At 57.6% G+C, this 13,858-nt stretch carries 11 protein-coding genes; 5 read left to right on the top strand and 6 right to left on the bottom strand.

Annotated elements, in window-relative coordinates; translation table 11 throughout:
* The first annotated feature begins 128 nt into the window (after window positions 1-128).
* On the top strand, window positions 129-4,526 hold the full coding sequence (rpoC, locus tag ACEW8J_RS01800; RefSeq protein ID WP_373489915.1) for a DNA-directed RNA polymerase subunit beta': 4,398 nt from the start codon (window positions 129-131) through the stop codon (window positions 4,524-4,526).
* A gap of 64 nt (window positions 4,527-4,590) precedes the next feature.
* Here rpoC and wrbA read toward each other — a convergent pair whose 3' ends face one another.
* On the bottom strand, window positions 4,591-5,190 hold the full coding sequence (gene wrbA, locus ACEW8J_RS01795) for an NAD(P)H:quinone oxidoreductase (protein ID WP_373489914.1): 600 nt from the start codon (window positions 5,188-5,190) through the stop codon (window positions 4,591-4,593).
* A gap of 70 nt (window positions 5,191-5,260) precedes the next feature.
* Window positions 5,261-5,983, bottom strand: a complete 723-nt coding sequence (locus tag ACEW8J_RS01790; RefSeq protein ID WP_373489913.1) for a pirin family protein — start codon at window positions 5,981-5,983, stop codon at window positions 5,261-5,263.
* Between the two features lie 125 nt (window positions 5,984-6,108).
* Here ACEW8J_RS01790 and ACEW8J_RS01785 point away from each other — a divergent pair, with 125 nt between their 5' ends.
* From ACEW8J_RS01785 to ACEW8J_RS01770, 4 genes are all read left to right on the top strand, one after another.
* On the top strand, window positions 6,109-6,999 hold the full coding sequence (locus tag ACEW8J_RS01785; RefSeq protein WP_373489912.1) for a LysR family transcriptional regulator: 891 nt from the start codon (window positions 6,109-6,111) through the stop codon (window positions 6,997-6,999).
* 77 nt (window positions 7,000-7,076) lie between these two features.
* Window positions 7,077-7,259, top strand: a complete 183-nt coding sequence (locus tag ACEW8J_RS01780) for a hypothetical protein (protein ID WP_373489911.1) — start codon at window positions 7,077-7,079, stop codon at window positions 7,257-7,259.
* Between the two features lie 39 nt (window positions 7,260-7,298).
* A complete protein-coding gene (locus ACEW8J_RS01775) occupies window positions 7,299-7,979 on the top strand; it encodes a LysE family translocator (RefSeq protein WP_373489910.1) in 681 nt (226 codons plus the stop codon).
* On the top strand, window positions 7,980-9,005 hold the full coding sequence (locus ACEW8J_RS01770) for a PDZ domain-containing protein (RefSeq protein ID WP_373489909.1): 1,026 nt from the start codon (window positions 7,980-7,982) through the stop codon (window positions 9,003-9,005).
* Between the two features lies 1 nt (window position 9,006).
* Here ACEW8J_RS01770 and ACEW8J_RS01765 read toward each other — a convergent pair whose 3' ends face one another.
* The 4 genes from ACEW8J_RS01765 to ACEW8J_RS01750 all read right to left on the bottom strand — a co-directional run bounded on the left by ACEW8J_RS01765 (window position 9,007) and on the right by ACEW8J_RS01750 (window position 13,844).
* Complete coding sequence (locus tag ACEW8J_RS01765; RefSeq protein WP_373489908.1) at window positions 9,007-9,279, bottom strand: hypothetical protein; 273 nt, start codon at window positions 9,277-9,279, stop codon at window positions 9,007-9,009.
* A gap of 66 nt (window positions 9,280-9,345) precedes the next feature.
* The gene (locus ACEW8J_RS01760; RefSeq protein WP_373489907.1) at window positions 9,346-10,212 is read right to left on the bottom strand and encodes a UTP--glucose-1-phosphate uridylyltransferase; all 867 of its coding nucleotides are present in this window, start codon (window positions 10,210-10,212) and stop codon (window positions 9,346-9,348) included.
* Window positions 10,213-10,221: 9 nt separating this feature from the next.
* A complete protein-coding gene (gene msrA, locus ACEW8J_RS01755) occupies window positions 10,222-10,749 on the bottom strand; it encodes a peptide-methionine (S)-S-oxide reductase MsrA (protein ID WP_373489917.1) in 528 nt (175 codons plus the stop codon).
* Window positions 10,750-10,766: 17 nt separating this feature from the next.
* Entirely contained in the window at window positions 10,767-13,844 is a 3,078-nt protein-coding gene (locus ACEW8J_RS01750) for an efflux RND transporter permease subunit (RefSeq protein ID WP_373489906.1), read from the bottom strand.
* Between the last annotated feature and the right edge of the window lie 14 nt (window positions 13,845-13,858).

Below are 13,858 nucleotides of genomic sequence, written 5' to 3'. Positions count from 1 at the left end.
AGCTCTCCAGCTTTGGTGACGATGATGATGAAGCCGACGACGGGATTGCGATAGCGGCGGAGTGAAGCACTAGTTTCACGCCACGCAGCATTTCAAATTTGGGGCGAAAGCCCAAGAGGAATTAAGACATGAATCAAGTATCAAATTTTGCAAATCCGATCGCAAAGCCGGAAACATTTGACCAGATCCAGATTGGCCTTGCTTCGCCAGAGCGCATCCGCAGCTGGTCCTTTGGTGAAATCAAGAAGCCGGAAACCATCAACTACCGGACCTTCAAGCCGGAACGCGACGGCCTGTTCTGCGCCCGCATCTTCGGTCCGGTAAAGGATTACGAATGCCTGTGCGGCAAATATAAGCGCATGAAATATAAAGGCATCGTCTGCGAAAAATGCGGTGTCGAAGTCACGGTAACCAAGGTCCGTCGGGAACGCATGGGCCATATCGACCTTGCCGCTCCTGTTGCGCATATCTGGTTCCTGAAATCCCTGCCCTCGCGCATCGGCCTGCTGCTCGACATGCAGCTCAAGCAGCTCGAGCGCGTGCTCTATTTTGAAAGCTATGTGGTTATCGAACCCGGCTTGACGGCTCTGGAAAAATTCCAGCTGCTGACCGAAGACGAAATGCTCGAAGCTCAGGACGAATATGGCGAAGACGCTTTCTCTGCCGGTATCGGTGCGGAAGCGGTCAAGATCATGCTGCAGGACCTCGACCTGAAGCAGGAACGCGATGACCTGATGGAAGATCTGCGGACGACCAAGTCGACGCTGAAACCCAAGAAAATCATCAAGCGCCTGAAAGTGGTCGAAAGCTTCATCGATTCCGGCAACAAGCCGGAATGGATGATCCTCGAAATCATCCCCGTGATCCCGCCCGAACTGCGCCCGTTGGTGCCGCTGGATGGTGGCCGTTTCGCGACCTCGGATCTCAACGATCTCTATCGCCGCGTGATCAACCGGAACAACCGCCTGAAACGCCTGATGGAGCTGCGCGCGCCGGACATCATCGTCCGTAACGAAAAGCGCATGCTGCAGGAATCGGTCGATGCGTTGTTCGACAATGGCCGTCGTGGCCGGACCATCACCGGCGCCAACAAGCGCCCGCTGAAATCCCTGTCCGACATGCTCAAGGGCAAGCAGGGCCGCTTCCGCCAGAATCTGCTCGGCAAGCGCGTCGATTATTCCGGCCGTTCGGTCATCGTGACCGGTCCGGAACTGAAATTGCATCAGTGCGGTCTGCCGAAGAAAATGGCTCTGGAACTGTTCAAGCCGTTCATCTACGCGCGCCTTGACGCCAAGGGCCTTTCGATGACGCTGAAGCAGGCGAAGAAATGGGTCGAAAAAGAGCGCAAGGAAGTCTGGGACATTCTCGAGGAAGTGATCCGCGAGCATCCGGTGATGCTGAACCGCGCACCGACGCTTCACCGTCTCGGCATCCAAGCCTTCGAACCGGTATTGATCGAGGGCAAGGCGATCCAGCTGCACCCGCTGGTCTGCTCCGCCTTCAATGCCGATTTTGACGGTGACCAGATGGCCGTCCACGTCCCGCTGAGCCTCGAGGCGCAGCTGGAAGCACGCGTGCTGATGATGTCGACCAACAACATCCTCTCGCCCGCCAACGGCAAGCCTATCATCGTTCCTTCGCAGGATATGGTGCTCGGCATCTATTATCTGACAATGGACCGCAAGGGCGAGCCGGGCGAAGGCATGTTGCTGGCCGATATGGCCGAAGTGCATCAGGCGCTGGAAATCGGTGCGGTGACTTTGCACTCCAAGATCACCACCAGGGTTCCGCAAACCGATGAAGCGGGCAACCCGATCCTCAAGCGTTTCGATACCACGCCGGGCCGTCTGCTGATCGCCGAATGTCTGCCGAAATCGCATCTGGTGCCGTTCGACATCGTCAACCGCTTGCTGACCAAGAAGGAAGTCGGCGACGTGATCGATCAGGTTTACCGGCACACCGGTCAGAAGGACACGGTCCTGTTCGCCGACGCGATCATGGGCCTTGGCTTCCGTCACGCCTGCCGCGCCGGCATCTCCTTCGGCAAGGATGACATGATCATTCCGGACTCGAAGGATAAGACGGTCGAAGATACCCGGACCTTGGTGGCTGATTATGAACAGCAATATCAGGATGGCCTGATCACCCAGCAGGAAAAATACAACAAGGTGATCGACGCCTGGTCCCGCTGCGGCGACACGGTTGCGAACGCGATGATGGACGAACTGGCGGCAACGCCATTGGATGAAAATGGCCGCGAACGCGAAATCAACGCGATCTACATGATGAGCCACTCCGGCGCCCGTGGTAGCCCGGCACAGATGAAACAGCTGGGCGGCATGCGCGGCCTGATGGCGAAACCTTCCGGCGAGATCATTGAAACACCGATCATCTCGAACTTTAAGGAAGGCCTGACGGTTCTCGAATATTTCAACTCCACCCACGGGGCACGTAAGGGCCTTGCGGATACGGCGCTGAAAACGGCCAACTCCGGCTATCTGACCCGCCGTCTGGTCGACGTTTCGCAGGATTGCACCATTGTCGAGGAAGATTGCGGCACCGAAAATGCACTGGAGATGAAAGCCATCGTCCAGGGCGGTTCGGTCATCGCATCGCTGGGCGAACGTATCCTCGGCCGCACCATGGCTGAAGATATTATCGACAGCAAAGACGACAGCGTTGTCATCAAGTCGGGCACGTTGCTCGACGAAGCGGCGATTGTTGTGATCGAAGAGCTCGGCATCCAGTCGGCGCGCATTCGTTCACCCTTGGTCTGCGAATCCAAAATGGGCGTCTGCGGCACCTGCTACGGCCGTGACCTTGCGCGCGGTACACCGGTGAATATCGGTGAAGCGGTGGGCGTAATTGCCGCTCAGTCGATCGGTGAACCAGGCACACAGCTGACGATGCGGACCTTCCACATCGGCGGCGCAGCGCAGCTCAACGAGCAGTCCAATCTGGAATCGGTTGCCGAAGGCAAGGTCGAATATCGCGACATGCCGGTGATTGAAGACAAGAACGGACGCTTCCTGTCGCTGGCGCGTAGCGGTATCATCGCCGTGATCGACAATGACGGTCGCGAACGCTCTGCCGACAAGGTGCCTTATGGTACCAGCGTGCTGATCAAGGACGGCGCAAAGGTAAAACTGGGCGATCGTCTGGCCGAATGGGATCCATTCACCATGCCGATGATCACCGAGAAACCGGGCGTCATCAAATTCCAGGACGTCATCGAAGGCAAGACGATGACCGAACAGACCGATGAAGCCACCGGCATCGCCCAGCGGGTAATCATGGAATATCGCGCCTCTGGCCGTGGTGCCAACAAGGAAGACCTGCGTCCGCGCATGACCTTGCTTGATGAGGGCAGCGGTGAAGCAGGCCGCTATATGCTGGCAAATGGCGCAACCCTGTCCGTCGAAGACGGTGCCAAGGTTGCCGCCGGTGACGTGCTTGCACGTGTATCTCGCGAAGCGGCAAAAACCCGCGACATTACGGGCGGTCTGCCGCGTGTGGCCGAACTGTTCGAAGCGCGTATTCCAAAGGACAATTCGATCATCGCGAAAATCGATGGTCGGATTGAATTTGTCCGCGACTATAAGGCGAAGCGCAAGATTGCCATCATTCCGGAAGAAGGCGAACCGGTAGAATATCTGGTGCCGAAGACGAAAGTCATCGACGTGCAGGAAGGCGATTTCGTCAAGAAGGGCGACAATCTGGTCTCCGGTTCTCCCGATCCGCATGATATTCTTGAAGTTCTGGGGGTAGAGGCCCTGGCCGAATATCTGGTTTCGGAAATTCAGGAAGTCTATCGTCTGCAGGGCGTGAAAATCAACGACAAGCATATCGAGACGATCGTTCGTCAGATGTTGCAGAAGGTTGAAATCACCAATGGTGGCGACACCACATTGCTGCCGGGCGAACAGATCGATCTGGAAGAGATGCTGGAATATAATGCCAAGCTGACCAAGAAGCAGATACCGGCGGAAGGCAAGCCGGTGCTGCTTGGCATCACCAAGGCAAGCCTGCAGACCCGCAGCTTTATCTCTGCCGCTTCTTTCCAGGAAACCACCCGGGTGCTCACCCAGGCAGCGGTTGAGGGCAAGAAGGATCAGCTGATCGGTCTCAAGGAAAATGTGATCGTTGGTCGTTTGATCCCTGCCGGTACCGGTGCGGGCATGAACCGCGCGCGGATCGCGGCAACCAGCCGTGACGCTGCGTTGCGGGCGCAACAGCAGAAAATGCTGGATGCCATGCAGGCGGCAGCGGATCTGAAGGCGGAAGAAGTGGCGAAAGCCGCTGCTCCTGTCGAGGCAGAGCCCTCTGCCGACGACGTTTTCCGTGATGCACCGGTCGAAGAAGCACTGATTGCAGCGGATAGCTCTGAAGAGCAGCATGCGGCGGAATTGGCGCAGACGGATGATGCGGCAACGGGTGATTCGCATATGGCCAAAACCATGGGTGAAGGCATTGAAGAAAACGACACCGAAGCGGCTCAGCCCGCTGAAGATGAAGAAGACAAATAGTCTCTCCAAATAGTTCAAATAAAAGCCCCGCTGAAGCATATTCAGCGGGGCTTTTTTATATTGTCTATGCGGCCAGCTTCGCCGCTATCCGTGCGACCTTGCCGCCCAGATATTGGGCACCAGCCAGATCGATCTCGTGCGGCTGCCGGCTGCCGTCACCTCCAGCAATGGTCGATGCGCCATAAGGCGAACCGCCAATGACCGCGTCATTGCTCAACTGACCGGAAAAGCCATAATCCAGTCCGACGATGGTCATGCCATGGTGCAGCAGATTGCTCAGGATCGAATATTGCGTGGTTTCCTGACCGCCATGCTGGGAGGCTGTGGACGTGAACGAGGCACCGACCTTGCCGACCAGCGCGCCGTTCATCCACAGACCACCGGTGCGATCCCAGAAAGAGGCCATCTGGCTCGACAGGCGGCCGAAGCGGGTCGGGGAGCCGACAATGATCGCATCATAGTCCGCCAGCTGATCAGGTTCGATCACCGGATGATCGTCATTGGACGAAAAGCCGGATGCTTCAACCACCGCCTGCGGAGCCGTCTCCGGAACGCGGCCGATAGTCACGTCGCCGCCTGCCTCGCGTGCGCCATCGGCAATCGCTTGGGCCAGCGCATCAACATGACCATAAGAAGAGTAATAGAGTATCAATATTTTCGCCATTTTCATTCTCCAGTAATTTGGTGAGGATAAGGGGAAGCAGCGCCAGTCGACCTGGCGCTGCTCCTTGCTGTTATCGGTTCTGCGTTTCCCATGCTTCGACAAAGACAAATTCGGCATCGTCGACAGCTTCGATTTGCAGCGATGCGACATCTCTGATCGCCAGAGAATCCCGGGTATCGACCAGTTCGCCATTGACCCGCACCTGACCGGCGGAACCAACCAGATAGACATGCGCATCTTCGGCAATCTCGTGCGTGATCGCCGTGCCTTTCGTCAGGCTGGCACCATAGAGCCTCGCATCTGCGCCAATCATCAGCGCGCCGCCGGCAATATCTTCGTCAAAGCCGCTGGCAAGAATTTCCAGCTGATCGGCTCGGTCGTCACTTTTGGGAAAGGCTTTTGCATCCCAGCGCGGGGCACCACCGGCAGCCCGCGGTTCAATCCAGATCTGGAACAGGCGGGTCTGCTCGTCCTCGAGATTATACTCGCTGTGCATAACGCCGGTGCCAGCGCTCATCACCTGGACATCACCCGCCTCGGTGCGGCCTTCATTGCCCATATTGTCGCGATGGGTGATCGCCCCTTCACGGACATAGGTGATGATTTCCATGTCCTGATGGCCATGCATCGGAAATCCGGTCTTTGGCTGGATTTCGTCATCATTCCACACCCGGATCGGGCCAAACCCCATGCGGGAAGGATCCCAATATTTGCCAAAGGAAAAATGATGGCGGGCCTGCAACCACTCGTGATCGACATGCGCCAGATCCTTGAATTCACGTTTCTCAATCATCGTCTTTCTCCAGTTGAAGCGATGTTCTTTCCGCTTCCTATGCATTGGAAGTAGGCTGAAACATTTGTTTCTAAAATAGACAATATAGAATTTGATTGTTTCCAATTATTGATTAAAGTCATGTGATGGCCTTACCGGATTTTGAAGCATGGGCGATTTTTGAGGCGGTTGCGCGGCGCGGCAGCTTCACCGCCGCAGCCCATGAACTTGCGCTCTCCAAGCCCACGATCTCAAAAGCGATCTCCCGGCTGGAACAGGCGCTCGGCACGGTCCTGTTCCACCGCACATCGCGCAAGATTTCCCTGTCGACAGCGGGACAGTCGCTGCTGCATCATGCCCGGCAAATTGCCCGGGACGGCGAGGCTGCGATGGAGGCCGCACGCGATACCACGCATCTTTTGAAAGGGCAGGTCCGTCTTGCTGCACCGCTCAGCTATGGCCTCTCACATCTGGCGCCGGTGATCGCCGACTTCATGTGTGCTTTTCCCGAGATCACCGTCGATCTCCAGCTGGATGACGCGCGGGTGGATCTGATCGAACAGGGCTTTGATTGCGCCATCCGCATCGCCGCGCTTCCGGACAGCAGCCTCAGGGCGATCAGGCTGCGAGACGTCGACGGCTATTTCATAGCCGCGCCGAGCTACCTCAAGCGGATGGGCCAACCTGCAGCACCCGCCGATCTGATCGATCACGACTGTTTCATTTATTCCAACACGCCCAACCCCGAATTCTGGCAAATTACCGGTCCCGATGGCCAGTCCACCAGTGTGCGCCCCCGATGCCGGTTTCAAAGCAATAATGGTGATGTCATGCTGCCGGCACTGATCGCCGGTCGGGGCATAGGCTATTTGCCCGACTTTCTGTGTCGGAAGGCGCTGGAGGCGGGCCAGCTGGTCAACATCCTGCCAGGATGGCGCATGGGGGACATCACCCTCAACATCATCATGCCCCCCTCTCGCTTGCGCCCCGCCCGGGTGGATGCGCTGATTAACCATCTGAAGCATAATTTGCGCTAGCTCGACTGATACAGGACCCCGCAATCAGGCAATATTTTCTGCTTGGAAGCGACAACTGTCTCTCACCAGACAAGCGAATGCGTGAAGCGTTCATTTTGCTGTCCTACAGGGCGCTGATCCTGTATTCTGCCTTTTGCCTTCAACAGAAAGCATATTCAATCATGGCAACGGACTTCCTGGCGACCAAAATTGCACTGGCCTGCAAGGCCGGGTTTCTCTCGAAAATCGCTGATGAAGACATTTTGGCTTTAACATTGTAAAGTTTGTAAAGTTCATCAGGAAGGCAAGATTGAATATTAATGCCGCTCGAAACCATCCTGCTGTTCCTGATCGCTGACCTGATCTTCTGCCTCACGCCCGGACCGGCAACCTTGGTAGCCGTCAGCCATGCCTTGCCGCACGGACCCGCAGGGGGGATGCGCGGCGCGCTCGGGCCGATCGTCGGCGTGAATATCGGAAATTTTATCTGGTATGGGCTCACCGCCTTTGGCCTGATCGCTCTGATCCAGGCGGTTCCGACCGCCTATTCCGTACTCCGCTGGATCGGCGTCGCCTATCTCGCCTGGATGGCCTTGCGGATGCTGAGAGGGGGTACCAGCGCGCTGGCCAGACAATCGGCCACGCCTGCCAGCTTCAAAAAGGGATTTCTCAGTGGGCTGGCGGTGCATATGTCCAACCCCAAGGCGCTCTTGTTCTATACCGCATTCATCCCGCCATTCATCGATCCCAATGGTCCCCTGCTTCTGCAATTTGCCATTCTTGCCGGACTGACGGTGATCACGGAAACCACCGGCCTGACCTTTTATTCCGCTCTCGCTTCCCGGGCACGCAATCTGGGCAATGCCGATCAGGCGCAGCCCCTGTTCCAAAGGATCGCAGCGATCATATTGCTGGGTGCAGCCTTGATCCTGGCATGGTGGAACCTGACCGACAGCGCGATGCAGAGCGCGTTCAACCTGCCGAAAGGCAGGCTGGGTTAGATGCGTCAAATGATCCGCACCTATATCGCGCTCGCAGCCTTGGTCATCGCTGCCCCCCTGTCCGCGCAGGAGCAGTCCGATGCCGGGTTCAGTTCCGATGCCATATTGGCGCTAAAGGGCCTGCAATTGCTGGACGATCGGGTGAATACAATCGGGTACCGGCTGATCGCCGCCAACGCCGCCTTCTGCGAACCCAAAATCGCGCAGACCGGCCTGATGCTCCATGATATCGACCAATATCCCGACCAGGCGCTCGCCCGCTTCGCACTGGGTATCGACGGACGGGTTGCGGTCAACGCGGTCGCGCCCGACAGTCCGGCCGAGAGGGCGGGACTGCTGGTCCGAGATACGATTCTCGCCATCAACGGTCAGAAGATCGAGGATATTGCCCTCGACGATCCAGCGCTCGCGAAACAGCCCCCCGAATATCGGCGAATCGCCGCGGTGAATGACCAGTTGGACAAGGCCCTGGCCCGGGGCGATGTGACACTCGATATCCTGCGCGGCGGCGAACAACGCCAGTTGACGGTGGAATCCCGGCCAGCCTGCCCCAGCCGTTTCCAGATCAGCGTGAGCGAAGACCGCAGCGCCTCTGCCAATGGCGAAATCGTCTCCATCTCTTCCGCCATGGCGGAATATTTTCTCGATGATGCCGAATTTGCTGCAGTGATCGCGCATGAACTCGCCCATAATCTGCTGCAGCACCGCGACCGGCTTGATGCGCAGGACGTCAATCGCGGCTTTTTTGGACAATTTGGCAAGAGCGCTGGCCGGATCAAGGACACCGAGATCGAAGCGGACCGTCTGTCGGTCTGGCTGATGGCCAATGCTGGCTATGATCCAGACGCCGCCGTCCGTTTCTGGACCCGATACGGCAAGGAACATGGCAAGGGCATTCTCTCCGCCTCGACTCACTATCGCTGGAAAAAGCGGGTCGAACTGTTCGTGGAGGAAATAGCGAAAATGGCGGCGATGGAACCAGTCGACGGTAAATATCCGCCGCCGCTGCTGGCGGGATCGGACTGACTCAATCATCCTGCTCGTAGGCATCCTTGCAATTGCGTCGTTCCTGCTTGTTTTGCGCCTCATCCAGACAGAGGTCGCGCTGCCTCTTGCGCTCCGCCAGCACCTTGCGGCCCAGATCCTCTTCCCTCTCGGACCGGGTCTGGGTGGTCGCATCGACCGCGGTTTCCACCACCGTGCCCGCCGCCTTGAATGGCGCAGCGATAATCGTACCCGCAACGCAGCTGTTAAGCAGCGCAGGGACGACAGCTAGAGGCAACAGGCAAAATGCGCGCATGGATCACTCCTCAAATGGCTTGTGCAACCCAGCTGATGAAGACGGGCTGAATGCCTTGGCGGCTTGCTATTCCGCCAACAACCGCTCGGCCATCGCCCGAATGTCGCTACCAATCTCCGGATGCACCAGAGCCAGCGCCAGATTGGCCTCGACATAGCCCTGCTTGGATCCGCAGTCATAGCGCCTGCCGTCAAATGTCATGCCGTGAAACGGCTGCTTGCCGATCATTTGCGCCATCGCATCGGTCAGCTGGATTTCACCACCGGCCCCTGCCTCCTGGGTTTCCAATATCCGCATCACCTCCGGCTGCAGAATATAGCGACCCGGCAGAATCAAATTGGACGGCGCGGTGCCGGCCGCCGGTTTCTCGACCAGGCCCTTGACCTCGGTAATCGGCCCGTCCCGATAGCCCGGATCGATCACACCATAAGACGGCGTATCCTCGATCGGGATTTCCAGCGCGCAGACAATATTGCCACCCAACTTGTCATAGGCGCTCACCATTTGAGTCATGCAACCGGGAGATCCGACCATGAATTCGTCCGGCAGGAAAATGGCAAAGGGCTCATCGCCGATGATGTCTCGCGCGCACCAGATGGCGTGACCGAGACCGAGCGGCTCCTGCTGCCGGACAAAGACACAGTCACCAGGCCGCAAACGCGTTCCGTCCAGAACCGAGCGGTCCTTCGATCGATCCGCCATGGTCCGTTCCAGTTCATAGGCCATGTCGAAATGGTCCTCGATCATCCCCTTGCCGCGTCCGTTGACAAAGATCATCTGCTCGATACCGGCCTCCAGCGCTTCATCCACCGCATATTGGAGCAGCGGGCGGTCGACGATGGGGAAAAGTTCCTTGGGCATCACTTTCGTCGCCGGCAGGAACCGCGTCCCCATGCCGGCAACCGGGAAAACAGCTTTTCTGATCGGTTTCATTGGTCTGTTCTAGTCCTTCAACTTGTCGGCAAAACTGGTGCGCAATTTTTGCAGCTTTGGTGGAATCGTGGCAACACAATAAGGATTGCTGCGGCCTTCGTCAGCCCAATATTGCTGATGATAATCTTCCGCAACATACCAGGTGGCCGGCCCCTCGATCGTGGTAACAATCGATTCCGCGCGATTTTCACCAGCCCGCAATATTCCGGCCTCCGCTTCGGTCCGCTGTTCATCGTCGAGGGGGAAAACCGCCGATCGATATTGAGTGCCGATGTCATTGCCCTGACGATTGAGCTGGGTTGGATCATGGGTCGCGAAGAAAATGTCCAGCAGGTCGGAATAGCTCACGACCGCATCATCAAATCCGATCTTGATCGCTTCGGCATGGCCGGTATTGCCGGAGCACACTTCCCGATAGGTAGGGTCCGGTTTCTCGCCGCCGATATAACCGCTTTCAACCGAATGGACTCCCGCAATATCATTGAATACCGCCTCGGTGCACCAAAAACAGCCACCGGCAAAAATGGCTTCCTGCATTGCCATAAAAATTTCCTTCACGCGGTGGCAATATCGCCGCCACCATTTGCGTTACCATTGTCTTGATCGCGTCGTGCGACCAGAAGATACATGGCGGGTGTTACCACGCGAGACAAGAGGGTCGAACTGATCAATCCGCCGATGATGATCGCGGCCAGCGGCGCATAAAGCGCACCGCCCCAGAGAGCGAGGGGGGTCAGGCCGCCGATTGCCGTGATCGATGTCAGCAATACCGGCAGGAAACGGACCTCACCCGCCTTCTCGATCGCTTCCCGCAATCCCATTCCCTGATTCCGCAATTGGGTGGTGAAGTCGACGAGCAATATCGAGTTTTTGATTTCAATCCCGATCAGCGCGATAAAGCCGATAATGGCCATCACACTGAGCGAGTTTCCTGTGACGAACAGCGCGATTATGCCGCCGAATGTCCCGAGTGGAATAACGCCAGCGACCACGATGGTCTCGCGAAAACGCCGGAACTCAGCTACCAGCACCGCGAAAATCAGCATGATTGCAGTTACGATCAACGGTCCGAAATTGCCGAAGGTCTGCCCAATTTTCTCCGCCTCGCCGCCCACCGACCAGGTATAGCCCTCCGGAAAATCTATCTGCTCCAGCTGCTGCACAGCCCGGCTGTTCACCGTCGCGGGGACTTCTCCAAAATCAACCTGCGCCGTCACCAGCACCGTCCGCTGCAACTGATAGCGCTGGATTTCCGGCGTCACATTGGTCAGTTGAGGATCGGTTATCTGCGACAAGGGTACCGGATCGCCGGCGCGCGTTGCAACGTAAATATCGTCGAGTACCGACATCGGCAGGCTGCTCTCGAACGGATAGCGGACAGTGACCGGATAGTCGTCGCCTTCCTGATCGCGGAAGGATGCCGCGCGTTCGCCGCTGATAGCCAGCCGTATCGCCCGACGAGGTGCGCCAGACGGAATATCGAGCAGCGCCGCCTTCATTTCATTCAGGCCGATGTCGAGATCGATCTCGTCATTCGCTACCGGATTGACGATATCCCTCGCGCCAGGAGTTTTTCGCAACACATCGGTAATTGTGCCGGCCAGTTCCTTGAGCTTATCCAGTTCCGGTCCTGCCACTCGGATCACGATCGGCGCCTCCACCGGAGTCCCGTTCTGGAAAAGTTCAATTTTCACCCGGGCACCCGCAATCTGATCAAGCTGCCGGCGCAACCGGTCGATCATCTGCGGGCCTTGGCGCGTATCCCATTTGTCCAGAACCGCCAATACTTCGCCATAATTGATCCGCTCGGCCTTGGGGCCGACGTTATAAAAAACCTGTGGATTGCCGTTTCCGATATTTTCCGCGCGGACCTTGATACTGGGTTCGCTTTCCAGAATTTTTGCTACTTCGCTGACAATCTGGTCGGTACGATCGAGGCTGCTGCCCTGCTCGGCTTCCACCGCGACGCGAAAATAGGGTGCATCGGCAAAGGGGAAGAGCGAAAAGCCCAGCACCGGTACAAGCGCGAACGCCGAGAGGCACAAGGTCAACGCCAGCACCACTGTCTTGACGGGTGCCCCCAGGGCGATGTGCAGAAATGGCCGGTAGAAGCGCTGAATCTTGTCGTTGACCCAGCGGAGCGCCCGATTGCCTTCCGGGTCTTCGTCCCGCCGTAACATGCGACTGGCAAGAAACGGGATCAGGGAAAGCGAAATTGCCAGCGAGGCAATCACCGTCGCGATAATCGCAATGAAGAAGGATCTTGTATAGGCGCCGGCACCACCCGGCAGAAACAACAGGGGCACGAAAGCCAGAACCAGCACGGCTGTGGAACCGATCACCGCTGCGCGAATTTCCAGACTGGCTTCGATCGCGGCCTGGGTCCGCGTCTTGCCCATGCGCAAATGCCGCGCGATATTTTCCGTCACGACAATACTGTCATCCACCAGCAGCCCCAGCGATACGATGAACCCCGCGATCGACAGCTGGCTGAGATTATATCCCATCGCATAAAGCACCAGCATGCCGGAGGCGAGCGACAGCGGGATCGAGATCATCACGATCGCCGAGGACCGCAAGCCAAGCGGCAGCAATGTGAAGATGACCAGGGCGATCGCTATCGTAAAATCGCGGGCCAGTTCGCTCAATCGCCGCTTCACATCGCGGCTCTGGTCGAATTGCATGACCAGTCCGATGTCCGGCGGCAAGACCGATCGCTGCTGGTCCATCGCGATATCCAGCTCATTTTTCAGACGGGTAACGTCCACACCATCTTTTTGCGTGACGGTTAGAAACACCGCCCTCTGGCCATTATGCCGGGTCCGGTATATCTGCTCCTCGGCGCCCCAGTCGACATCCGCGACGTCGCCAACGGTCAACAGCGAACCACCGGACGCGCGGAGCGGCAAGTCCCGGATGGCCTCCAGATCGCGAAATGCGCCACCCGCTTCGACGTTCAGCCTTCGCTCCCCGCTCTGTACAGCTCCCCCGGGCAGGTCGGTGCCACCCTGACGCACCGCATCGGCAATCACGCTGGCCGGTACCCGCAGTTCCGACAAGCGATCCGACCTGACTTTCACGCTGACTTCCGGCTGCGGCAATCCAAAAACCCGCGATTCCCGAACGCCGGGATTACGTGCGAAGACATCGACCAGATCGTCCGCATATTTTTCCATCCGCCGCCAGGAAGCGGTTTCGCTGACCAGGGCCACTTGCATGACCGCAGCCTCGGTCGTCCGGATCTTGCGATATTCCAGTCTCTGCAGCCCCTCCGGAAGCTGGTCGCGGATCGCGGACACTTCGCGCACCACATCATCGAAATAGCCGTCGACGTCGCCCGACCATTCGCTGAATTCAACCGAGATAACAGTCCCGCCATCGGTGCTTCTTGAACGCACTTCGACAATATCATCTAGCCCCTGGACGACATCCTCGATCGGCTTGGCGACCGTCTCCTCCATTTCCTGCGCATCGGCCCCGGGCTGGATCGCGATGATATTGACAGCGGGAATAGGAAAATGGGCGTCGACAGCCTTGGGGATATTGTTGAACGCGGCGATCCCCAGCACAACCAGAAGGAGAAATAGAACAAGGCTGAGTTGCCAGCGTGAAATGACGAAACGGGCGAGCATGTCAGGCCCGATGA

The organism is Parasphingorhabdus sp. (genome assembly GCF_041748495.1).
Classification (GTDB): Bacteria; Pseudomonadota; Alphaproteobacteria; order Sphingomonadales; family Sphingomonadaceae; genus Parasphingorhabdus.
The sequence above is the reverse complement of the archived record's forward strand: the minus strand, read 5'-3'. Positions and strand labels throughout refer to the sequence as shown.